This window comes from Olivibacter sp. CPCC 100613, assembly GCF_036959255.1.
Taxonomy (GTDB): domain Bacteria; phylum Bacteroidota; class Bacteroidia; order Sphingobacteriales; family Sphingobacteriaceae; genus Olivibacter.
In genome coordinates this window covers 615,574-639,254 of the sequence record NZ_JAWMTI010000002.1, presented here as the reverse complement: position 1 = coordinate 639,254, position 23,681 = coordinate 615,574, and the positions used below count along the sequence as shown (strand labels likewise).

The 23,681-nt window shown below is 40.6% G+C and carries 25 protein-coding genes and 1 pseudogene; 11 read left to right on the top strand and 15 right to left on the bottom strand.

Features of this window, described 5'->3' with window-relative positions; translation table 11 throughout:
- The first annotated feature begins 13 nt into the window (after positions 1 to 13).
- A pseudogene (locus RYH73_RS09165) lies at positions 14 to 1,036 on the top strand (IS4 family transposase).
- Positions 1,037 to 1,155: 119 nt separating this feature from the next.
- A complete protein-coding gene (locus RYH73_RS09160; protein ID WP_335313118.1) occupies positions 1,156 to 1,596 on the top strand; it encodes a hypothetical protein in 441 nt (146 codons plus the stop codon).
- 32 nt (positions 1,597 to 1,628) lie between these two features.
- Here RYH73_RS09160 and RYH73_RS09155 read toward each other — a convergent pair whose 3' ends face one another.
- From RYH73_RS09155 to yiaA, 4 genes are all read right to left on the bottom strand, one after another.
- Positions 1,629 to 2,117 carry a GDYXXLXY domain-containing protein gene (locus RYH73_RS09155; RefSeq protein ID WP_335313117.1) on the bottom strand — a complete coding sequence of 163 codons (489 nt, stop codon included), beginning with the start codon at positions 2,115 to 2,117 and terminating at the stop codon, positions 1,629 to 1,631.
- Positions 2,114 to 3,178, bottom strand: coding sequence for a DUF4401 domain-containing protein (locus RYH73_RS09150; RefSeq protein WP_335313116.1), 1,065 nt, complete (start codon positions 3,176 to 3,178; stop codon positions 2,114 to 2,116). Before RYH73_RS09150 ends, RYH73_RS09155 begins: the two co-directional genes overlap by 4 nt.
- Positions 3,162 to 4,127: a DUF2157 domain-containing protein gene (locus tag RYH73_RS09145; RefSeq protein ID WP_335313115.1), complete on the bottom strand. Its 966-nt coding sequence runs from the start codon at positions 4,125 to 4,127 to the stop codon at positions 3,162 to 3,164. The genes RYH73_RS09150 and RYH73_RS09145 overlap by 17 nt, the downstream gene beginning before the upstream one ends.
- 83 nt (positions 4,128 to 4,210) lie before the next feature.
- Positions 4,211 to 4,678, bottom strand: a complete 468-nt coding sequence (gene yiaA / locus RYH73_RS09140; protein ID WP_335313114.1) for an inner membrane protein YiaA — start codon at positions 4,676 to 4,678, stop codon at positions 4,211 to 4,213.
- 171 nt (positions 4,679 to 4,849) lie between these two features.
- Here yiaA and RYH73_RS09135 point away from each other — a divergent pair, with 171 nt between their 5' ends.
- The 7 genes from RYH73_RS09135 (at position 4,850) to RYH73_RS09105 (ending at position 13,449) form a co-directional block, all read left to right on the top strand.
- Complete coding sequence (locus RYH73_RS09135; protein ID WP_335313113.1) at positions 4,850 to 6,355, top strand: hypothetical protein; 1,506 nt, start codon at positions 4,850 to 4,852, stop codon at positions 6,353 to 6,355.
- A gap of 213 nt (positions 6,356 to 6,568) precedes the next feature.
- Entirely contained in the window at positions 6,569 to 7,831 is a 1,263-nt protein-coding gene (locus RYH73_RS09130) for a sialidase family protein (protein ID WP_335313112.1), read from the top strand.
- Between the two features lie 96 nt (positions 7,832 to 7,927).
- Positions 7,928 to 8,869, top strand: coding sequence for a dihydrodipicolinate synthase family protein (locus tag RYH73_RS09125; protein WP_335313111.1), 942 nt, complete (start codon positions 7,928 to 7,930; stop codon positions 8,867 to 8,869).
- A 15-nt stretch (positions 8,870 to 8,884) separates the two neighbouring features.
- On the top strand, positions 8,885 to 10,042 hold the full coding sequence (locus RYH73_RS09120; RefSeq protein ID WP_335313110.1) for a sialidase family protein: 1,158 nt from the start codon (positions 8,885 to 8,887) through the stop codon (positions 10,040 to 10,042).
- Positions 10,043 to 10,135: 93 nt separating this feature from the next.
- A complete protein-coding gene (locus RYH73_RS09115; protein ID WP_335313109.1) occupies positions 10,136 to 11,071 on the top strand; it encodes a dihydrodipicolinate synthase family protein in 936 nt (311 codons plus the stop codon).
- Positions 11,072 to 11,127: 56 nt separating this feature from the next.
- On the top strand, positions 11,128 to 12,195 hold the full coding sequence (locus RYH73_RS09110) for a galactose oxidase (RefSeq protein ID WP_335313108.1): 1,068 nt from the start codon (positions 11,128 to 11,130) through the stop codon (positions 12,193 to 12,195).
- 9 nt (positions 12,196 to 12,204) lie between these two features.
- Positions 12,205 to 13,449 carry an MFS transporter gene (locus RYH73_RS09105; RefSeq protein ID WP_335313107.1) on the top strand — a complete coding sequence of 415 codons (1,245 nt, stop codon included), beginning with the start codon at positions 12,205 to 12,207 and terminating at the stop codon, positions 13,447 to 13,449.
- Positions 13,450 to 13,453: 4 nt separating this feature from the next.
- On the opposite strand, the gene RYH73_RS09100 is transcribed toward RYH73_RS09105, so the two are convergent.
- From RYH73_RS09100 to RYH73_RS09075, 6 genes are all read right to left on the bottom strand, one after another.
- A complete protein-coding gene (locus RYH73_RS09100) occupies positions 13,454 to 14,410 on the bottom strand; it encodes a 2-dehydro-3-deoxygalactonokinase (RefSeq protein ID WP_335313106.1) in 957 nt (318 codons plus the stop codon).
- The gene (locus RYH73_RS09095; RefSeq protein ID WP_335313105.1) at positions 14,410 to 15,741 is read right to left on the bottom strand and encodes an MFS transporter; all 1,332 of its coding nucleotides are present in this window, start codon (positions 15,739 to 15,741) and stop codon (positions 14,410 to 14,412) included. Before RYH73_RS09095 ends, RYH73_RS09100 begins: the two co-directional genes overlap by 1 nt.
- Positions 15,742 to 15,749: 8 nt before the next feature.
- Positions 15,750 to 16,898 (bottom strand): galactonate dehydratase, encoded by a 1,149-nt coding sequence (dgoD, locus tag RYH73_RS09090; protein WP_335313104.1) that lies wholly within the window; start codon positions 16,896 to 16,898, stop codon positions 15,750 to 15,752.
- 11 nt (positions 16,899 to 16,909) lie between these two features.
- Positions 16,910 to 17,533: a bifunctional 4-hydroxy-2-oxoglutarate aldolase/2-dehydro-3-deoxy-phosphogluconate aldolase gene (locus tag RYH73_RS09085; protein ID WP_335313103.1), complete on the bottom strand. Its 624-nt coding sequence runs from the start codon at positions 17,531 to 17,533 to the stop codon at positions 16,910 to 16,912.
- 340 nt (positions 17,534 to 17,873) lie between these two features.
- Positions 17,874 to 18,545 (bottom strand): YceI family protein, encoded by a 672-nt coding sequence (locus RYH73_RS09080; protein WP_335313102.1) that lies wholly within the window; start codon positions 18,543 to 18,545, stop codon positions 17,874 to 17,876.
- Between the two features lie 271 nt (positions 18,546 to 18,816).
- Positions 18,817 to 18,990: a hypothetical protein gene (locus RYH73_RS09075; protein ID WP_335313101.1), complete on the bottom strand. Its 174-nt coding sequence runs from the start codon at positions 18,988 to 18,990 to the stop codon at positions 18,817 to 18,819.
- Positions 18,991 to 19,085: 95 nt separating this feature from the next.
- Here RYH73_RS09075 and RYH73_RS09070 point away from each other — a divergent pair, with 95 nt between their 5' ends.
- Positions 19,086 to 19,787, top strand: coding sequence for a DUF92 domain-containing protein (locus RYH73_RS09070; protein ID WP_335313100.1), 702 nt, complete (start codon positions 19,086 to 19,088; stop codon positions 19,785 to 19,787).
- 58 nt (positions 19,788 to 19,845) lie between these two features.
- A complete protein-coding gene (locus RYH73_RS09065) occupies positions 19,846 to 21,099 on the top strand; it encodes a PQQ-dependent sugar dehydrogenase (RefSeq protein ID WP_335313099.1) in 1,254 nt (417 codons plus the stop codon).
- Positions 21,100 to 21,158: 59 nt separating this feature from the next.
- Here RYH73_RS09065 and RYH73_RS09060 read toward each other — a convergent pair whose 3' ends face one another.
- The 5 genes from RYH73_RS09060 to RYH73_RS09040 form a co-directional block, all read right to left on the bottom strand.
- The gene (locus tag RYH73_RS09060; protein ID WP_335313098.1) at positions 21,159 to 21,443 is read right to left on the bottom strand and encodes a hypothetical protein; all 285 of its coding nucleotides are present in this window, start codon (positions 21,441 to 21,443) and stop codon (positions 21,159 to 21,161) included.
- A 64-nt stretch (positions 21,444 to 21,507) separates the two neighbouring features.
- A complete protein-coding gene (locus RYH73_RS09055; protein ID WP_335313097.1) occupies positions 21,508 to 21,717 on the bottom strand; it encodes a hypothetical protein in 210 nt (69 codons plus the stop codon).
- An 88-nt stretch (positions 21,718 to 21,805) separates the two neighbouring features.
- Complete coding sequence (locus RYH73_RS09050) at positions 21,806 to 22,186, bottom strand: co-chaperone GroES (RefSeq protein WP_335313096.1); 381 nt, start codon at positions 22,184 to 22,186, stop codon at positions 21,806 to 21,808.
- Between the two features lie 75 nt (positions 22,187 to 22,261).
- Positions 22,262 to 22,918: a response regulator transcription factor gene (locus RYH73_RS09045; RefSeq protein WP_335313095.1), complete on the bottom strand. Its 657-nt coding sequence runs from the start codon at positions 22,916 to 22,918 to the stop codon at positions 22,262 to 22,264.
- Positions 22,919 to 22,957: 39 nt separating this feature from the next.
- Positions 22,958 to 23,671: a sensor histidine kinase gene (locus RYH73_RS09040; RefSeq protein WP_335313094.1), complete on the bottom strand. Its 714-nt coding sequence runs from the start codon at positions 23,669 to 23,671 to the stop codon at positions 22,958 to 22,960.
- Between the last annotated feature and the right edge of the window lie 10 nt (positions 23,672 to 23,681).

Below are 23,681 nucleotides of genomic sequence, written 5' to 3'. Positions count from 1 at the left end.
ATTTAGGGATAATATGTCCACTACCAGTGCACGGCCCTTGATTAACTACATAGTCTCTACCAACCTTTCATTCATGTTGTTCCCAAGCGGTGATTTCCAAAAGAGCATTTTTGCCGATGCCAACAGTAAGCGCAGCAGCGATGTATTCGCTAAGATCTACCAAAAGCTCTATAGCCGTTCATTTTTACAGGACAGCTGGAATAAAAGATTGCCGGTAAAGGATCTGTATATTGTGGATTCCACCACCATCAGCCTTTTCAGTGATGTGCTCAAAGGTGTTGGACGTAACCCGAAAGAAGGAAAGAAGAAAGGGGGCATCAAAGTGCATACCATGGTTAATTCACGGGAAGATGTACCCTCGCTGGTATGTTTTTCATCGGCAGCCACCCATGACCATGTATTCCTGAAGGAACTGGAGCTTAAAAAGGGATCCCTTGTGGTATTTGACAAAGGCTATGTTGATTATGCGCAATACGCCAGCTGGGATATGGAAGGAGTGTTCTTTGTGACCAGACAGAAGGAAAATGCTGTTTATGAATCTTTAGAACAATTTACTGTCCACCAAAAAGATGCGGACCAGGTGATGGAAGGTGAAGTGATCAGTATAGGGGTAAAAGGCAGCCCTTTATTATAACGAAGGGTATTCTATTACGATCATGCAAATGACAGTATCTATGAGTTTCTCTCCAATAACTTCGAGCGGGAGGCTACCGCTATTGCCGATATTTACCGGCAAAGGTGGCAGATAGAATCGCTGTTCAAAAGGTTAAAACAGAACTTCCCCCTTAAATACTTCCTTGGGGAATCTCAGAATGTCATCGAGATGCAGATCTGGGTATCCCTGATCGCGCAGCTCATCCTGTTGGTGATAAAGGGAAGAACAAAACACAGATGGGCTTTTTCAAACATGGTATCTTTTATCAGAAACCATGCTTTAACTTACATTAACCTGTTTAAGTTCCTGGATAATCCAGATGTGAAATGGGATAGGTTAAACAAGGAAGATCAAAGTCAGTTAAATATCTTTCAGACGTGACCATGTTATCGGCCCCGGGCAGAAAAACATCGCTCAAAAAAAACAATCAGGCTTTTTAGGCCTGTTGAAAATTTAACCGAACAGTATTGATATTTTATGAAATTTAATTATTTTAGAATATGAAAAAATTCGTCTTATTCTCGTTCGCCGTCATGATGTTAGCTGCATGTAATAACCAACAAAATAATACGACCGGCCATGTTGAGGAACAAACCAACAAAGAGGGCACGGCAGTTGGTGGCCAAAAAGATGACCATGGCTGTCTTGTTGCTGCCGGTGAAACCTGGAGTGAAATCAAACAGAGCTGTGTTCAGATTTTTAATGTCGGTCAGCGCTTAAACCCCCTGAAGATCCAAGAAGGAGAAGCTGTGATCAGTGCTTTTGTATTATTTAATGACGATCGATCAAAACTTGAATTGTTTTTGCCAAATGAAAGCAAAACGATTGTGTTGAATAAAGATGTAGGAGAAACCTATCAAAACGAGGTATATAAGTTTGATGCCAAGGAATCGGTTTTATATATTGATAATGAAAAGGAATACGAAGCTGAAAGTAAGTGATTTTTTGGAAAGATCTTCCTTATTGTAGCTAGCTATTCTATTTTTCGTAAATTCTCATCATAGAGTCCAATCAGTAAGCTGTTTCCATTTTTGTCGATTTTCAAACCACCGTATTTTGCTTTTTCATATTTTTTCGCCTTACCTTCCTGAAAGAAGAAGGATTCCGCACCGATGTTTATATTCCATCGATTCGATCGTGTGTAAGCTATTGGGTATTCGTTGCTCCTTGTCGGTGTGATTTCAGACTGATACCTTACATCTTTCACAATATCTCTTGCGTCAAGCGTTACGACACAGTAGCCGCGTCTTTTTAGACTATCGGCAGGTATATTACTCGAAATTTTATAGCGTAAGGCCATGTAGTCACCCTGCATGAGGGAACGTGGATCTACAGGTGCAAGTTCCAACAAAACAAGTCTTCCCTCCTTTAGCAGTTTTTCCTTCTTCATGACCGAATGATTAATGTAAACCAATGCGAGTAGCAGGTTTAGTATAATAATAGGAATGATGTACTTTTTCATTTGTTATCGATGTTTTTTAAGAAAAAGAAATAAATCAATAAAAAACTAATTCCAGATGAAGCGAGTAATACAGATTTAATCAGCAGGGTCAGGTTCAAATCATAATAATATTGTGAAATAAAATAAACCAATGCAATAATACTGATGACAAAGCCTGTTCGATAGTTCACTAAGAAGCTCAACAACATCAAAAGCACGGCGCCGGATATAGCTGGAGAAGAGACCGTTGGTAACAAGATGACAATGGTCAACGTATACGCGCAAACTTTGTGCATTGTACGCTTAATCTTTAAAATGGGTAGGAGCGTAGACATCAAAAATGCAATTGCTGTAATAATAAGCATGGATGTAACCCAAGTATACCCCATTGATAAGGGAATAAGCCCTCTTTTTCCGAGATAAACCAAACCGGATAGAAAAGAGAAGACAAGACCTGCTCTTATTGGGGTGTATTGCGCTGAAAATGTTTTTTTCATATGGATAATACCCGCTTCTTGACGCAAAAAAAAGTAGAGTAATACCGTGAGACTTGATACATATATTTGCATCAGACTATAAGATCGCGTTGACAGTATAAGTGCTAAAATACTTCCGTTCATGATGAAGATCGCTGCGAAATTAAGTATATAACCCCGGGTCGATAGGAGGGAGCAAAGAGACAGGATGCTATAGATCAGGTAGCGTAAATTTTCATGGACGCCCAGCTGATCCAAGCCAAACCAGAGTAAAATCAAGCCAATGATAAATGAGGAGATGCTTAAGGTATCCAATATAACCTTGTTGTATTTGTTATTGATCCAAATGGCGGCTATAATACAAGTTACTCCGAAGCCTAACAAGCCATAGACGGATTGATATATTCCCGTGATCACCAGAAAACCGGAAAAAGCAAGGCTTGTCAATAATCCGCCAAAAATAGCCATCATCTTTACAGGTAAAGTCTGCGGTACACCCTGCTTTTGATAAGCCGCGATGATACGATCTTCGTCAAATAGCGGATTCCCATTGTCGGTAGACCGTAAATAATCGATCATTTCTGTTATATTATCTTTGCTTTTCATACGGTTGTTCTTTGTGCATATGAATGAGATTCCGAACGACTAAAGTTGCGCTTGCCATGATGAATATGCTGATTAATAAAAACATCCATTCGTTCTCCGAAATCTTGACTAACAGCGCTGATATCAGTACAATCAGACTAAACGGAAGGACGGAAAGGTAAAAACCACTTTTGATCTTTATACCATAGTAAATACCACCTAAAAATGCCGGTGTATAGCTAAGTATAAGAAGCGAGGACTCCCGCCAATCGAATTGAAAAATATAACCTATGAGTCCACTCGTTGCAAAAGTTACGGTTGCTAATGCCATGATGTTTAGAAAATAAATCGGGATGTTTAAATTACCGATCCGAAATCGCTGAATGAGTGTAGAAGTGATAAGGACGGTGCCATTTATCAAAAATAGCAACGTAAATAGCCAAGTGACGGACCAATCAGCTGCAACTTGTTGCTGGTATAGAATGAGCGTTGTATTGATCAACAGAAAGTAAAGAAGCCAAAGCGGGGAGAAGTCTGTAACAAGCACCCAGAGCGTGATAAACAATGTCCAAGCTAAAAAGAAGTCATATGCATTTGCGCCGGTTTGATAGATTTGTCCAAACAGGGCAAACAAGACACCAATAAGAAGCGAACATCCCGTTATCATCAAGTTTCTGGTGCGTTTATCGATCTGCGGAAGTAAGGCTATGATCATTGTGATGATAATGAGTCCCTCTACCAGGCCCAGTTTAACAAACTTATGCAGTGCTGTCCAATTATAGGCAAAAAAGAAAACGATTCCCAATAGGGAAAAGCCAATGCCAAATACGAAGAAAAAGAGCTTCAGGAACTTGAACCATGATTCGCTCGTGGGATATACTTTTTCTCTCAGTGCTTTTGCAATACCCTTTTGAGAGAGGGTACTGTGTCTGCTGATAAGATGGATGTCTTCACGTTCCATATTTTTCATCTCCGGTTATTTTTGAGTTTATTAGTTATGAAGATTTAAAACCCCACAGCCCTACCTGGTAGGTGCTGCGAGGTTACCGCTATTTATAGGTTTTTATCTCCAAATAGTTTGGCGTCACGCGTATTCTTTTGAACAGCAATTGCCGAAAATACACTTAGCGCAAAGGACATTCCATAAAATCCTTTTTCACTTAACGTGAGATCGGCATTCCACAAGCCAATGATCAATAACACGATGGCTGCTATAGTTGCGAACCAGCTCAAACCATAATATAGTTCTGTTACAGCCAATCCTTCGGCTTTATCCCTCACGCTCTTTTGTACTGAAATTACGGCGAATAGGCCGAAAAGCAGAATAGTAAAATAATAGCCCTTTTCATTCAATTCCATGCTCGCATTCCATAGGCCAATACAATAGCCTACTGTGCCGGCAAGTAGCGCCATCCATGAAGCGCCAATAAAGGCACCTGTTGGTTGAAAAGGGTTCTTTTCTTTTTCATCGAGTTTTGTCTTGGACAAATTTTCTTCGTTTGTTTTTTCTAGCGGTTCCATTTTTTTCTTTTTAATGCATTTTACTTACAAACCCAATTTGACGGGCCCTTTTTATGATTAATAACGAAGACAAAATTGCACTGTAAAATTTAGCGCTTCAAATCAAAATTTTATTAAAAATGACGATATAAATTTTTATTTTATATTTGTGATTTATCGAAATAGATCTCTATGGATACACTTTCAGAACTTATTAAACTTCTCAATAATAACGATAAAAAGGATTTTTTGCGATTTCAACAACGAAAAAATAAACGCAAAGACGTAAAAAATATACAGCTATTTGACCTATTAGAAACTGATGATATAAAATATATTAAAAATATATATTCTTCGAATAAAAACAACGATGCTTATCATGCATTACGAAAAAGGTTACAAGATAACCTTTTGTTGTTTTTATCTCAAAAGACCTTTGAAAATAGCAACAGTGAAGCCTATGAGGCGTTAAGATTGCTGGTTGTTAGCCGTTTTTTACTGGAAAATAATTTGGCAAAAATCGCTTTTAAATGTTTGGCAAAAGCAGAGAAGATCGCTATTGGATTAGAACAATTTAGTTTGTTGAACGAAATCTTATTGTTGCGGTTACAGTATGCCCATCTAAATGCCGCTGAGGATTTGGAAGAATTGACGGCACGTTTTTTAACCAATCAAACACATTTGAAACGTGAGGCAAAGCTCCATGTCGCTTATGCGTTTTTAAGACAAGAGCTTCAGGATATTCACTTGAAAGGAAAAGTGGTTGACCTTACCATGCTTATCGGAAAAACCATGAAGAGGTATCAAATTGCCATACACGATCTGATGAATTATAAGTCACTTTATCAGATTCTTTTCATTGCCAATGAATATGCCGATATTCATCAGAACTATCGGCTTATCGAATCCTATATTCGTAAGGGGTATCAATTCATTCAAGATCAAGGATCAACAGCGGTTTATCATCGATTTTATCATTTATCTATTCTTTATTACCTGGCGAATTTTAATCTTAGAAATAAGTCCTTTACAGCAAGCAAAGCTTATTTGGCGCAAATGATGCAACTGATGGAAGAAGACCAACAATATTATAAAACATTTTTCTTTCGCCACCAATTACTTTCTGCCTTGAACTGTTATTACTCAGGTGAATCCGAACAGGCCATCGAGCTATTGCGTCGTGCCATCAATTCCACCAATAAAAAAACAGCGCAAGAAGAAATCGATGATTTACAACTGTGCCTGACTATGTTTCTGGCGCAGGATAACGATACGAGCTGTCTTCGGTATCTGGCGAAATTTACGCACAGCGATGCATGGTATGAGAAAAAGTTAGGTATGTTGTGGACGATTCGTAAAAATCTAATGGAGATTTTGATCCATGCGCAATTTGAAAATATTGAATTAGCCACATCACGATTAACAAGCTTTAAACGACGTTATAAAAAATATTTGCTTACTACCCGTGAGAAACGCGTTATTGATTTTGTCGCTTTAATAGAGAAATATCTGTTGAAGCCTTCCATTGCTTTCGAAAAAACCTTCCAAATCAACGTATTGGCGATGCTGGATGTGGAAGAAAATAGAGATATTTTTAATATAAGCTTTATCAGTTGGATGATTGCCCGCTGGGAGCGGCAAACACCTTATCAACTGACGTTGAATTTATTAAACTTCTCGTACCGGACCGTGTCATAATTTTTTGTTAGGTATTAAGCGTGATCACAAATCCCATTTCTTGAACCCTCCGGCAGCCGACTAAGCCCCATATAATTACCCTCTTTTTCGCTTGGACTGATAAAATATTTTATGCCCCGATGAACTATTTTTAATAAAAATTTGGAAATGTTTAAAATAGTTTTCACATTTGATATGTACTACATAAGTACTAATAACCAAATATAAATCTAGATGAATACGCTTAAAATCCGAAGAATTAAAACAATAAATCTAAGCTATATTGGTTTAGGCCTTGTTTTATGTATGGTATTAAGTTGTGCGAAAGTACTGGATGCCGATAAAGAAAAACAAGTAAACTTAGACACAGATACATCACTTGTTGAGCAAGCAAGCTTAGCTGCCCCGATCAATACGCGGGTAACGGTCTTTAATGGAGGTAGCGAGGGAATTTATCACTCGTATCGCATCCCATCTATTATCAAAACGAAAAATGGAACCTTGGTCGCTTTTGCGGAAGGTAGGCGCTGGAGCCCAAGTGACTACGGTGATATTAACGTTGTATTTAAAAGGTCGACCAATAATGGAACAACTTGGTCGGCATTAGGTGAAGTTGTTGGAAAAGGAAATGGTACCTGGGGAAATCCGACAGCCGTTTATGACCCCACAGTAGGGGTGAATGGTCGAATATGGCTCTTTTTAGAATGGAATGATGAATTCAAAACCAAGTGGTCTGATTTTCAGGCTTGGGGCGATCGAAGAATCCATACTACATATAGCGATGATCATGGTGCCACCTGGTCTGATCCGCTCGATCGAACGAACACGTTAACGCCTACAGATTACACTTGGGATTGTGTGGGTCCGGGTATCGGTATCAGAACGGCCTATGATCATCCCGGTAGATTGATTATTCCGGCCTATGGAAGAAATATTTACAGTGACGACCATGGGGCTACCTGGCAGTATGAACTTATGCCCGGGGGTACAGATGAAAGCACCTTGGTGGAGTTAATGAATGGAAATTTAATGCGAAACGATCGTCCTAATACAACGGAATGGAATATTTCAAAAACAAGAAGAAAGTCTGTTGGTACGATCCCTGGAAATTTTTCACCTTTTTCTGCCGTTTCGGCGCTTCCGGATCCAAAATGTGAAGGTTCCATCCTTCGCTATAATGTTGATGATCCAAATCGAATTATTTTTTTAAATCCAAATGGAACTGGACAGCGCTGTAATATGACTGTTCGGATTAGTTATGATGATGGGGAAAGCTGGCCAATAAGTAGAGCGCTTTATAGCGGAAGCAATTGCAATTATACGGAGAGTACGGTGGTTTACGGGGGTTACTCCAGTATGGTTAAAACCTCAGATTACTGCATTGGTGCCTTAATCGAATATAATGAAAATGTGCATGATTCCGCTAATAGCAATAAATCCATTGAATTCAATAAATTCAATCTAGCTTGGATCTTAAATGGTCGTACAGAACCCTGATGGAAGGAATAGAACTTTCTCTATGAACCCCGGGCCTTATTGGAAAACAACACCATTATTCCGGCCACAAACAGAAGGTTATTAATAATCAAAAAAATGACGCCATTAGGAGCAAATGAGATTTATGGTAATTGGGCAACTTTGTTGCTCCCACTTAACGACGATGACCGTATTAATTATGATCAATTGGAAGATGAAATCGACACATTAATAGCATATGGAGTGAATGGGATTTATTCGAACGGTACTGCGGGTGAATTTTACAATCAAAGCGAAGATGAGTTTGATCGTATCCATGAGATGCTTGCCATCAAATGCAATGCTGCATCGATGCCTTTTCAGATTGGGTGTTCGCACATGAGTCCAAGGCTATCTTTAGAAAGGTTGCAACGAGCCAAATTGCTAAAACCATCAGCCATTCAAGTTATTTTGCCGGATTGGTTTGTGCCCTCTTCATCTGAAGTTATTACGTTTTTAACACGAATGGCGGAAGAGGCTGATCCGATTAAGCTGGTTTTATATAACCCACCTCATGCAAAAAAGTGTCTTCTGCCCAAAGATTTTGCTGAAATTCTACGACTGGGTATCCCTTTAGTTGGGTGCAAGGTGGCAGGAGGGGACGAAAAATGGTATCAAGCGATGCGTGAATTACCTGTTCCATTTTCGATATTTATACCTGGCCATAAGCTGGCGACGGGAATTGCCTCCGGAGCTCATGGTGCTTATTCTAATGTGGCCTGTTTACACCCGGGGCTTGCACAGAATTGGTATGATGACATCGTGCAACGGATCGGTGATCCATTTGAAATGCAATCACGCATCCAACAATTTATGCAACAATGTATTGCACCCTATATTCGAGATCGCGATTATGCCAATCAGGCCGTCGATAAATTTATGGCGGCAGTAGGTGGGTGGACCAGTATAAGTACACGCTTACGCTGGCCATATAACTGGATTCCGGAAGGAGAGATACAACTTGTTAGACAGCAATGTGCCGAACTTTTACCCGAAGTTTTTGTAGGAAGAAATAAATAAAGAAAACGTAAAATCATGATTGAAAATAAGCGAAAAGCATTAAGGTATTTTTTTGTCTGTCTACTGATCGGTTTATTGTTCACCCAATACGAAGCAAAGGCTAAACAACGCGGTGGAGAACTCACTATTTTGGATAGTAGCGTGGTGTTTAAGCCCAATGAGCGTTATGCTTCGACGCGTATACCGGCCTTGGTAATGAGTAAAAGAGGTACTTTGCTAGCCTTTTGTGAAGGTCGGATTGGAACAGCGAGTGATTGGTCGGAAATGGATTTGTTAATGCGTAGAAGCAGAGATGGTGGGAAAAGTTGGGAGGCACCGATTGTTATTGCAGCAAAAGAAAGGGGGCCGACGAGTAATCCTACACCTATTGTAGACAATAACGGAACCATACACCTCTTATATCAACGGGATTATGCGCGCGCTTACTATACTTATTCTACAGACGACGGTGTAACTTGGAGTCCTGCTGCTGATATTACAGCAACTTTTGAGGATTTTAAGCCAGTTTATGACTGGAAAGTGCTCGCTCCCGGACCGGGACATAGTATACAATTAAAAAATGGTAGATTGCTTGTTCCGGTGTGGTTGAGCGACCCTGCTAAAACAGTACCTCATCGAAGCCATGCTCCCTCATGCATTGCCACCATTTATAGCGATGATCTTGGAAAGACATGGAAACGCGGTGAAATCATCGCGAATAATAGCGTAGCGTTTAAAAATCCCAGTGAAACCATGGCCATCCAATTAAAGGACGGAAGGGTAATGGTTAATATCAGAAATGCCTCGGAGGAGCATTTGCGCGGAGTCAGTTATAGTCAGGATGGTATCAGTGGCTGGTCAAAACCGGTGTTTGATAAGGCACTTTTCGATCCAATATGCATGGCAAGCATTATCCGCTTATCGGATAGGAAGGAAGGAATCTTGTTCATTAATCCGGATAGCCGTGCTATTTCAAAACATCCACGTAAAAATTTGACGGCTAAGGTGAGCTATGATGAGGGGCACACTTGGCCTATCAGCAAACTAATTCACGCCGGACCATCAGGTTATTCAGATGTCGCGATCGGGAAAGACGGCACTATTTATTGCTTATTTGAGACAAATTCCGGGAAAGACTGGAACTATAATATTGTATTGAAGATCTTTAAACCGGATTGGTTGAATGAAAAATAAATCTATAGACGTATATGTAGTGATTACCTACAAAAAATTGCTTCAATGAACCTATAGGAAGGATGTTTACATAATTTAAAATGAATAATATATATGAATAAAATTACCGGATTGATCGCGGCAACCTTCGCAGCGTATAATGAAGATGGAACAATAAATTTGCGTATTATATCAACAATAGTAGATAAAATGGTAGCTGATGGGCTATCTGGGGTGTTTATTTGCGGAACGAATGGAGAGGGACCCAATCTGACTGTGGAAGAACGCATGGCGATCGCCGAAGCTTATGTGAAAGCGGCTAATAAACGGCTCTTGGTGCTGGTTCATGTTGGACACAGTTCGATTACGGACTGCCGTCGATTAGCGGCACATGCGGAGGCTATTGGGGCGGATGCCATATCCGCCGTCTCGGCCTTTTATTTTAAACCAACAACCGTCCGGAATTTAGTGAACAGTATGCGTGAAATTGCCGCTGCAGCACCTAATACCCCTTTTTACTACTACCATATTCCAACGTTAACCGGCGTAGCTATTGATATGCTTGCATTCTTGCAAGAAGCCGAACAACGTATTCCTAATTTTGCAGGACTTAAGTATACCGCCTCTACTTTACATGAGTATCAAGCTTGCTTAAATTATAAAGGGGGGAAATTTGATGTGTTGTTTGGTTATGATGAGATGCTTTTGCCGGCATTAGCCATCGGTGCGAAAGGGGCTATCGGCAGCACGTATACTTTTGCGGCCCCTTTATATATACAGCTATTGACATCTTACAGGAGTGGACGGCATGAAGAGGCCGCAAATTTGCAATTGCACGCTGTTAATATGGTGCGTTGTTTGGTGAAATACCCACCGATTCCTGCACAGCGTGCCGTTATGAAGATGATAGGTTTTGATCTCGGCTCGTGTCGATTACCGCTTGAGCCACTGCATGAAGATGAAATTCAAGAACTGAAAAGCGCCTTGGATGCGAATGATTTTTTTGACGTGTTGGCAAAGGTTTCAGCACGACCGCTTAAACAGGGATGAGATGTAAGAAAAACATTGCTATGGGTAGACAGACTTATTTATTCTTAACTCTTTGTATGATTTTGTTTTCAAATAGGGCTTTGGCACAGATCGGTTCCGCGATTCAGCTGAAATGGGATGAACTGCAAGCGCTCCCGGATCCGATTGGTTTTGCCGGGTCTTTTGCCGGTGTTAGCAATGGGGCGTTGCTGTTTATTGGCGGCGCCAATTTCCCGGATGGAGGGGCTCCTTGGACAGGTTCTGAAAAAGTGTGGTACGATAAGATATTTGCATTAGATAGCATGGCTGGAACATGGAAAGAAGTAGGGAGATTACCTTACCCTTTGGGATATGGTGTATCTGTATCTTGGCAAAATTCGGTGATTCTTGTAGGAGGAAGTAATGCGCAAGGGCATCGGCGAGAAGTTTGGATGCTGCAGTATCGCCATGGAAAAATTGAAAGAAGCGCATTGCCCGATTTGCCCTATCCATTAGCCAATGGTGTTGGTGTACTGTTGGGAAATGTAATTTATGTAGCGGGAGGTATCCGTAAACCTGATGCAACAGTAGCGGAGAAGAATTTTTGGGCATTAGATCTTTCCGCTGATCGGAAAAAATGGGCGATACTTGATGCTTGGCCCGGTTCTTCCAGAATGCTAGCTGTTGCTGGCGCCCAGCAAGGAAAATTCTACCTATTCAGCGGTACAAGTTTGAAAGATGGCGCTCGAAAATATCTGAAAGATGCGTATGCCTATACCCCTCAAGTAGGTTGGGAAAGAATAGCTGATCTCCCTGAACCGGTTGTTGCCGCGCCAACACCGGCTTATGCCCATGAAAAGTCTCATCTTTTAATTTTTGGTGGAGATGACGGTGCTCTAGCTGCAAAGGCAAGTCAGTTAAAAGATCAGCATCCCGGCTTTTCCGACAATATACTGGATTATGATGTAATAACAAATACCTGGAAGGTGGTAGGAAAGATTGCCACGGTGAAAAAGGAAGATGCGATCATGAATCCTAATGGAAGTAAATGGGCCCCGGTAACTACTGGTTTGGCTATATGGAACGATGCCATTATCATACCTGGCGGAGAGGTGCGGCCCGCCGTTAGAACCCCTCGTGTATTGAGACTGATGTTGAAAAAATAACGAACGATAATGGAACATAACAAAGAAACTGCCAATCCTTACGCATGGTTTATCGTAGCCCTTTTATGGGTGGTAGCCTTTTTAAATTACCTCGATCGTATCTTAATAACATCCATGCGTGATCCTATTGTAGCCGATTTTAAATTATCAGATGCACAATTCGGTTTACTGACGTCCGTTTTTCTCTGGTCATACGGGATTTTAAGTCCATTTGGTGGTTTTTTCGCCGATAAATACAGTAGGAAGAAAGTTATTGTATTTAGCGTTATGGTTTGGTCTGCAGTTACGCTATGGACAGGTTTTGCCACCTCTTTTCCCGAAATGCTGATTGCACGTCTGGTTATGGGTTTAAGTGAAGCCTGCTACATTCCCGCAGCTTTGGCATTGATTACCGACTATCATCGAGGGCGTACTCGATCGTTGGCAACCGGTCTACATATGAGTGGTTTATATGCAGGACTGGCATTGGGAGGTATTGGCGGCTATATTGCTGAGTTATGGGGGTGGCGTGAGGGTTTTCATGTTTTTGGTATCGTGGGTATTGTTTATTCATTCATTTTATTAAGGGTTCTAAAAGATTATAAGATTGAGCACGTTGATACAAAGGAAATCGTTCCTCAAGCTTTAGATATTAATATCCGAGGGGCATTGAAAAATCTATTTAGTGAAGCCTCTTTTTATATTCTCTTGTTTTATTTTGCCGTACTGGGCGTTGTCAATTGGCTCGTTTACGGATGGTTGCCTACATTTCTCAAAGAGCACTTTCATTTGGATTTGGGAGAAGCAGGTATTTCGGCAACAGGATACATACAAATAGGTTCATTCATCGGTGTAATTGCAGGTGGTGTTTTAGCAGATCGTTGGACGCGCAAGAATAATAGAGGGCGCCTTTATATGCTTATTATTGGTTTTACCCTCGGTGCTCCTTTTTTATTTTTAATGGCGTCAACTTCTGTTTTTAGTATTGCCATTTTCGCGATGTTGATCTTCGGCTTGGCGAGAGGATTTAACGATGCTAATCTGATGCCTATTTTAAGACAGGTAGCCGATGATCGGTACATTGCTACCGGTTATGGATTCCTCAATTTTTTAAGCACGATTATCGGTGGTTTGATGGTGTATGTTGGCGGTGCGTTAAAAGATGCACAGGTCGATCTTTCAATTATTTATCAAGCATCGGCTGTGTTATTACTCGTGGCCTCATGGACATTATTTGCCATCAAAATAAAAAAGGATTCTATTCGAGACGCGTGATGCGTCAGTCTTGTTTGAATCTAGAAAAAATGATTGCCTGTCCATTCACTAAAGCCAGATCCGCGTCCAGAGATTGCACGATATCAATACCGAGCGCAGAACAAGCTGCCCTGTATAAAGAATGATGTAATGATCCACCAAGGAGGTATATGGATTTTTTTGATCCTAAACCAGCGAGTTCGGTTCCAATAAGCAATCCGCTAAGGTAAAAGAAATTTTGTTGCTTGGGGAGCTGTTTCAATAGCTGATTCGTACGAACCATAAAGCTGTTGTGGAGTAAATTTACGGTTTGACTTCGTTCTACAGCCTCCATGAAACTTTTTCTATTGCTTGGATGATTGAAATCTCCGCCTGATTCGATGGAACTCGATAAAATACTTTTTGTTGAAAGGATATCAAAAAACTCGCCCGTCATAAATGTTTTGAAGCCGATCACCTGGTGATCTTTTATGGTTACGTGCTTTGGATGCGTACCCGGCAGAACCAATAATTGTTCCGATTCACTTTCTATCAGATAGGGAGCACATCCCACTAGTTTGGTTTCTTCTCCTCGCATGACGTCATCTTCAGTCTGGGCACCGGACACGATAATAAATGGATTAGCACTTTCATCGGTTTTATAAACTTCAATGTGAAGATCGGAACCATCCAGCTTGAATGGCAAAACTTTATAAGGGAGATCAAGAAGCCCTATGGAGGATGAGGCCATTCCGGATAATACGACGGGGACTCCAGCGAGCGGAGCATGAAGCCTTTCACTTAAAACCCGAATTTGATCCATTATTACTGATCCATAGAATGTGATGCGATCGGTGAGGGGCATTCTCTGCTGCCAAGCGGTAAATGTTTCCATAATACCCCGATTCTCCTTTATTTCAGCTAATACCTGTAGGTTGTTAGCATTAATTAATCGTAATCTAAAAGAACTTGTTCCCCAGTCGCAGCTTAAAAATTGATCCATTAAATTTTTTCGTTTACTAATTCATCCTGATCGTTCGATTTTATCCGTTCAACATTTCCTACCAAGAAAAGATAAGAGCATGCACCGAGCAGACCTAATGCAGCCACAAAAATCAGGGCAGGTGCAAAATTACCTCCGCTTGCCAAAAAACCAATGGCTATGGGAACAATAATACCTGACGATTGACCAATAAAATTAAAGACGCCACCCGTTATATCAATAAGATGTTTCGGTGCCAATGTGGAGACAAATATCCACGTGATCGATGCAAAACCGACACCAAAAAAAGACAAGGACATAAATAAAATGACTAATAGGGGGGCTTCGACATAGTTAGCACCTAGAATAAGTGCAGAGATTAAAAGACCGATTATGATGGGACGTTTACGAGCTTTTGCTGTTGAAACGCCCTTCCTGATGAGATAGTCGGAGAGAAAGCCAGAGCTGAGCACACCGCAAAAAGCAGCAAGATAAGGTATCGACGCCCAATAACCCGACTGTATGAAGTTCATTCCGCGATAATCCACCAAGTATTTGGGAAACCAAGTAAGGAAGAACCACAAGGTGGAGTTAACGGCAAACTGACCGATATAAATACCCCATAACTTCCTATGAGATAACACTTCTCTTAAATCAGCCCATTTGAAAGTTCTTTTTGAATTAGCCTCCTTAGCTGTTGTCTGGTTTAACAAACCTCCTCCACTTGCTATCATTTTAAGTTCTGCTTCATTGACTTTTTTATGTTTAGTCGGGTCGCGGTAAAAAAAATACCAAACAAAACCCCAAACGACGCCGATTAATCCCGTTACTACAAATAACCCTTTCCAGCCTACATAAGATTGAATCTTTGACAAAACGGGCATCAAAAAAGCAAGTCCGAGGAATTGTCCCGAAGTGTATACGCCTATCGCTGAAGCCCTTTCATTTTCAGGGAACCAAGTGCTTACTACCCGATTGTTAATAGGAAAAGCCGGTGCCTCAAATGCACCTGTTACCATGCGTAATCCGAACAAAGTGGAAAAACCCCTTGCAAAACCCTGTACAATGGTTGCGAAAGACCAAGTGATTAAGCTAACTGCATAGAGGATTCGAGGGCTAACATGCTTAACCAGAATTCCGCCGGGAATTTGAAACAAAAGGTAAGTCCAACTGAAGGCCGAAAAAATCAGTCCCATTTGTACAGACGAAAATTTAAACTCTTTACCGATATCGGACGCCGCCACGGCTAAATTGCTGCGATCCATGTAATTTATAACCACATTTACGAAGATCAGAAAGAGCATCTGATGTCTGATTTTTGTCGGTTTTACTGCTGGATTTAATTTATTCATTATACGAATTACCACTCGGCTACACTTCCATCTTGATGTCTCCAAAGGGGGTTTTTCCAATTGTGGCCAATGGCAGCCATTTTTCTTACATAATTTTCATTAATCTCGATACCCAATCCCGGTTTATCGGGTATGTTAACATATCCATCTTTGTATTCAAATACGGTTTTATCAACCAGATAGTCAAGCAAATCGCTTCCCTCATTATAATGAATACCTAGACTTTGCTCCTGTATAAATGCATTATGGCAGGTAGCGTCGACCTGTAGACAAGCAGCTAGTGCTATAGGGCCTAGCGGGCAGTGTGGCGCAGCTGCTACGTCAAAGGCCTCTGCCATGGAGATGATTTTTTTACATTCTGTAATACCGCCGGCATGCGAAAGGTCCGGTTGAATAATATCTGCATAGCCTTCTTTCAGCAAGGTCTTGAATTGCCATTTAGAAAACATACGTTCACCGGTAGCAATCGGAATGGCTACATGTCTTACAATCTCCCGTAAATCTTCGTTATTCTCGGGCAATACGGGTTCTTCGATGAACATGGGTCTATAGGGTTCCAGTTCTTTAGCGAGAATCTTCGCCATGGGTTTATGGACACGACCATGAAAATCAATTCCTATTCCGAACGCGGGTCCGGTGGCTTCTCGTACGGCTGCAATTCGCGCAATCGCATCGTCTATCTTGTCATAGCTATCGACATATTGTAACTCCTCCGTCGCATTCATTTTGACTGCCAAAAAACCCTGATCAAGCATTTTTTTTGCTGCTAAGCCAACGGATGCCGGTCGATCACCGCCGATCCAGGAATAAACCTTCATTTTATCTTTGGCCTTGCCCCCCAACAGCTGATGAACCGGGGCATTATAGAATTTGCCCTTTATATCCCATAAAGCCTGATCAATACCGGCAATAGCACTCATAATAATAGGGCCACCACGATAAAAGCCAGCGCGATAGAGCACATTCCAATGATCCTCAATTGGCATCGGATCTTTACCTATTAGATAGCCCATTAGCTCATCCACCGCCGTTTTTACGGTAGCTGCTTTACCCTCAATTACCGGTTCTCCCCAACCCACAATTCCTTCATCCGTTTCTATTTTTAGGAATAGCCACCGTGGGGGTACCTGAAATAATTCGTAACTTTTAATTTTCATTTGACTATGGTTTATACATGAATTGCCTTTACAAATTTTTGTGCGATATCGGTAAGCTTTGAAAGATACTCATCCGTCACTTTTTGCTTCGTGTCCACTAAGGAACTCCCTATGCCGAACCCAATTGCTCCTGCCTTTTTGAAGTCAGCAATGTTATCCAAGGTGACGCCGCCGGTCGGTAGCAAAGGAATCTGTGGTAAAGGACCTGCAATGTCTTTTAGATAGGATGGTGAGGTGGCAGGAAAAACCTTGATAATATCTGCGCCTATTTTATAGGCTTGGTAGATTTCTGTTGCGGTATAAGCTCCCGGAATGCTTACGCGATCGAGGCGCTTTGTTACTTCAATAACCTCTTTATCCACTATAGGAGAGAGTACAAATCGTGCGCCCGCTTTTATGGCGTCTTTTGCGGTATCACCATCTAACACTGTTCCGGCGCCGATCGTTAATTTATCACCTAATTGATCGCTGACGCGCTCTATTGTAGCAAGAGGCTCGGCTGAATTCATGGTGATCTCCACTAGGCGGATTCCCCCTTTGTATAGCGCTTCCGCTATATAAAGAACATCATCGGGCTTTGCGCCCCTAATAATGGCAACTATTTTATTTTTCTTTATATTTTCCAGTGTGGACATCGTAGCGAAGTTTAAATAAAACCTGTTTTAATGAACATTTGTGACATGATGCTATGTACACACGTATTCAATGTGCAATAGTCTTTTGTTTGAATCTCCCTGTAATCGGTATATAAATGGTCATACAACACAAGGTGCCGTAAGATAAAAAGAAAACCTTAAAAATGTATGGTCATTGTTGATTATGCGTAAAAATGTAGTAAAGAAGCAAATGAGTTGCTCTGCTATGCGGTGTAGAAGAAAAAAACAAGGAATTGATGAAATAGCGTTGAAGGAGGACATAAAAAAGAAAAGGTCTGACTTGATGGGCAGACCTTTTCAAAATAATATATTAGCTATCTTATTTTTTTACGGCTTTAAGATCGAAGCCTATTTCAATGTCTTTGCTGATTGCCCAGTTTTCCGGACTTCCTTCCGTTTTATAGTTAAGACCCCAAGCCGTTCTGTCGATCGTGAATCTTGCTTTACCTGTTACTTCGTTTTCAGCTACTGCAAGCTGAGCAGGAAAAGTAATGTTTAACGTACTATCTTTCAACGTTAAATTACCACTGATCAGGTTAGTAGCCCCTGGAAGTAGGCTCTTTTGCTGTGTGCTATCGTAAGGGGCTACAGCGGTGATCACAAATTTTGCAGCAGGATGTTTCTCCACATTAAAGAAATCGGCGCTTTTGAGATGGCCTTCCAAATCTGTATGTTTTTTACCTTCTTCCGTAACGGAGGTAGGATCAACTTTTAAACTTGTAAGGTTTAGCTCTAAATCGCCTGCAGTGATTGCACCGTTTTCAACGGAAAGTGAACCGCCTACAACCTTAATATTACCAAAGCGAGGGGCTACACCACCTTTGTGCGTGCCTTGCCAGGTAACTTGGGTGGTAGTTGTATCAATGTCATAAACAATGCCTGTTGCTGCAGCTGCTTCTTGTTTTTCTTCAGTTTTTGCTTGATCACTGGTTGAGCCACCGCATGCTGCTAAAAGGAGCACCAGGGCAAATGCTGGGATAATTGTCTTCATACGCTATTTTTTTTAATGTCTACAAAAATAGTAGATTGGATTCATAAATGAAATAGTTTTAAAAAAAATATATGTTTAAACATTTAATAGGTATCGATACGCATGCATACGGTATTTGAAGGTTTGGATAAGCAGTTTGTTCAAACCGTCCAGGGAACTTATTATCACCTATAACTTACTGTAGGAAAGTAAGGGTAGCGCTGATGATTTGTTAACATTCCCCTCGGAAGACCATCCAAAGGGGAATGCATATTTTTAACCTTAAGTGCAATTATTTAAACAAAGACATAACAAAAGCCAAGGTAAGCTTTGTTTCCCTCGCTATTTCATCGTAGGAAAATCCATCTTTTTTCATTCCCTTTGCAACGGCTATAAGGTCTTTTAAACCGGGTTTCTTAATAAGTATTTCACTATTGCCCTTCAATGATAGTGTGGTGGAATTCATAGCAAAATCGTTTTTATGTGTGATGTGGTAAAGGTAGAAACTCTCCTAATAATAAATTGTTAAAAGATGTTATATTGGATAATCTTGACAATCTGATGGGAAATTCTTTTTTATTTTTTTGTTTTTCATTATTGATCTGTGCTATACTGGCTGTATTGGCAAAAAGACTAACGGTAATTGCGGCTGGCGTGGCGTACGGCATTGGTCTGTTGGTTTTTTTTGCCATGGGAGGGAGGGAGTTGCTAATGCTATGCTTATTTTTTATTCTTGGTGTATTGGCAACTTCACATAAAAAAGCATACAAAACGCAGTTATTCGCGCTACCTAAGCACGAAGAAATTCGGACAGTAGGACAAGTATTGGCAAATGGCGGAGTAACCGGTTTGTTAGCGATATGCTGCTTAATAGATAGTTATCATGCTGATTTATATAAAATCATGATGGTTGGTAGTCTTGCTTCTGCACTAGCTGACACCTTATCTTCTGAATTGGGTATCGTATATGGTCGTTCTTTTTACAATATTTTAACGTTGAAAGAAGACCTCGGCGGGCGGGATGGTGTTGTGAGTATCGAAGGAACATTGATTGGCATCGTCGCATCCGCTTTAATGGCTTTTGCTTATGCAGGAATCGATAAGACAACCATTTTTATAGCCCTTGCAGGTACTTTAGGCAACTTATTCGATTCAGTTTTGGGGGCGAGTTTGGAGAGGAGGCACTATTTGGGAAATAATGGTGTGAATTTTCTTAATACACTTTTTGCAGCCTTTGTTACACTCTTCTTTTTGTTAGTTTAGGTTTAATTGCTGATATAAATAAAATTCAATAGTTTTATGATCGTAAAAAAGATAAACTATGTCAAATAACTCAACTTTTTTAGGTTTGCTTTCAGGAGTGGCATTTGCTATTGTTGCCTGCAGTTCTTCTGCCAATAAAAACGGAGAGGAGATAGGTGCAGATACAACCAGTTTACCGCCGGTAGAAACAGGGGCGCCGAATAGTGATTATAAACCAGCCTTTGAAGGTCAAACCCGTATTGGTGGTGTTAAAACAAATACACCCTATGAAGTAACGGTAGTCAACAAAGAATTGAAAAACCCTTGGGGAATTACCTGTTTACCGGATGGAAGATTCCTTATTACGGAAAAAGGTGGTACCATGCGGATTGTTGCAAAAGATGGTAAAATCAGTGAGGCTATTACAGGTCTACCTAAGGTTGATGCTAGAGGGCAAGGTGGTTTACTGGGGTTAACAATAGATCCGGACTTTGCGAATAATCGGATGGTTTATTGGGTTTTTTCAGAACCTAAAACCGGTGGGAACCTCACAGCTGTAGGCAAAGGTAAATTAGCGGTAGATGAGAAAACCATTGAGCAGGCACAAGTTATTTATGAAGCCACACCCGTTCATGATGGAACTTTACATTATGGCGGCCGTATTTTATTTGACAAAACAGGTAACCTGGTGGTCAGTACGGGTGAGCGATCTGATCTGGAGACGAGACCCCAGGCGCAGGACTTAAAGTCGGGTTTGGGTAAGATCCTTCGCATTACAAAAGATGGTAAACCAGCACCCGGTAATCCTTTTGAAGGTAAGGGGGACGCACGTCCTGAGATTTATTCCTATGGACATAGAAACGTGCAAGGCCTCGCTTTTCATCCTACAACAGGCGACCTTTGGGAAACTGAATTTGGTCCGAGGGGAGGAGATGAAGTAAATCGTATCCTTCCCGGTAAAAATTACGGTTGGCCTACGATCACTTATGGCATCGAGTATAGCGGAAAAAAAGTAGGCGATAGCATCCAACAAAAAGAGGGATTGGAACAACCCATTTATTATTATGACCCGGTAATCTCCCCCAGTGGTATCACGTTCTATAGCAGCGATGTTATCCCTGAATGGAAGGATAATTTGTTTATATCGGCACTGAGCGGAGTGCATATTGCGCGCTTAGTGATTAAAGATAATAAAGTAGTTGGAGAAGAACGGCTACTTGCCGATCAGGCGCAACGTTTTCGGGCGATCGCGGAAGGACCCGATGGCGCGTTATATGCCGTTACAGACTCTGGATGGTTATTTAGAGTGGGTAAAAAAGAAGGTGAGAAATAGCGGAATTTTCAGGTCAAATAGAACAGAAAGGTTCCGTGTAAAAAACGGAACCTTTCTGTTTATGGAAAAATCGACGTTTCATTGAAAAATAATTCAGGATACGTTTCTCGCTCATAGCTTGTGAGGTGCTCCTCAGCAATCTCCTTAAATCCAAGGCTGCTTAATTTTACGATATTCTCTTTCAAGTAGGTGATTATAGGGTCCTGCCTATAAGCTTCCCTTCGAACGCTTAGTATCGCCTCCCAAGACATTTTAGGATAAATACGCAGCAAATGTTCCTTTCGATTAATATGGGGATTGAATTTATCCGCTTGTAACAAGTAAAAGCTTATTTCTTGCTTCATGATTTGCTAAAATAATTAGCAAATATACTAAAAACATCTGCCTCGACAAGACCTCATGTCGAAATTAAATGGAATCCGTACTCAACGAATCTTTTTTGGTCAATTCATCCGTTGGTTGATCATTACGCATGTTATTATCATCTGTCGTAGGAGCCTCAACGGTGTCTCGATACGAGTCATTGGTATTATTTTGCTGGTTAGACTGTCCACAAGCAATTATTGATAAAAACGAACAGATTAGCAGCGCCTTGAATAGATTTTTATAGATTTTCATAATAGCAAGTGTTTGTTGTTTTAAAAACAGTTTGAAGGAATAATTGTTTTTTAAACAACAAGACAGAAAATTTCTTAGCCTGAAACAACTAAAGTTCTTCTTCTCTTTCGAGCATTAAGATGGCACCTTGCGGCACAATAAAATACTTTTCGCCCCGATACAAAATCTCCGTAGAACCGTTTACTAAGAAAATGGCTAAATCGCCTTCTTTTGCTTGCAAAGGAATATAATTGATTTTTTCCTCTTGTGGCTTCCAGGCATCATCTTCATCCGCAGGAACAGGGATAGCATAACCGGGCCCCGTTTTTATAACATAGCCTTGTTGTATCTTTTCTTTCTCCTGAACACCCGGTGGTAAATAAAGGCCACTTTCCGTCCGCTCGTTAGACTTGGCCGGTTTTACGAGTACACGATCTCCTACAATAATGAGTTTTTTCAATTTATTATCTTCTGTCAAATGGGTGGTCATAATCAATCAATCCTTTTTTCAGAGCCGAACAAAAGTTGTGCAAGAGGTAATAAGAATGCCATATTGACATTCTCATTATATCAATAGATCAAATACGCCATGCTTTATAGCGTATATAACGAGTCCGGCTGTATTCTTACAGCCCGTTTTCAATAATAAATTATTCCGATGTCCCTCCACTGTTCGGGTACTTAAAAATAACTTTTCAGCGATCTCCGCATTGGTAAATTCTTGGCAGATTAGGGATAGGATTTCGTTTTCCCTCTTCGTGAGATGATCCTCGACTATTGTTTTTTCTATCCTTATCGAGCTGTCACGCAGTGCTTTCAATGTTGAAGTATCCATATAGAAGCCGGTATGATAAACACCTTCAATAGCTGTTTTTAGGGTTGATAGATCACAATTTTTGTTTAAATAGGCGGATGCACCTGTATCAACAGCTTTCGCAATTAATCGTTCCCTGTAATCGATCGAAAGGATAATGATTTTAATTTCGGGATAACGATTATGAATGATGTCGGTTAATTGCAGCCCATTCATATGCGGCATAAACATATCAATGATTGCAATGTCGGGCCTTTCCAATCTATTTTGTATGACCGTTAAAAAAGCATGTCCACTCTCGGCCTCTAGGATAACTTCCATGTTGGTTTCTAAGGCAAGAGCAGTTGCTAACATACCCCTGAACAACTGTTGATCATCTATAAGAGCAATTTTTATTGGGAACGGCATTTTCTACTAGTTAAATTGATGATGATAAGAGGTTTTTATTTAGTTATTTAAGGGGAAGGAGAAGTGAAGGTTATACCCAGGCGTCTGTTTTTCTTCAACTTCGTATTTCCCGTCTAGTACCAGTATTCTGCTTTCGATATGCTGCACACCGTGTCCAACACGGACCTGTTCCTTGATACCACAACCATTGTCGTGATATTTGATATGCAAGCGTTGATCTTGTGTCCTAAAATAAACGAAGATGCTGCTTGCGTTGGCATGTTTGATGGTGTTATTTAATAACTCTTCCAATATCCTGTAAAGATTAATAGCCTGTTCTTCAGTTAAGGTGTCCAGATAATTCCAAGTAGATTGATCGGCTTCTAGATGTACTCCTTCGGTTACAAAAACACTTGCAGCCAATTCTTCAATGGATTCAGATAACGTGTTCAGTGTGAAAATCTCGGGCGATAAATTATGTGAGATATTTCGACAAGAATGAACGATAAAATCGATTTTCGTTTTGCATTCTAGAAAGAACTTTTGAAGATGTGAATCTTTTACTTGATGTAAACGTTCAAAATTCTCCATAGCTAAGCGTAGAACAGCAAGGGAAGTTCCAATGCTGTCATGCAAATCTTTTCCAACGCGTTTCCTTTCCAAATCCTGGGAGGCAACGGCCGCCTTCAATAGATTTTGATGATGAAGGACCTGTTCTTCATGGAAACGTTTTTGTTGTTCAGCAATCTTCAGTTGACTTTTATGGAAAAGCATAAAGAAGCCG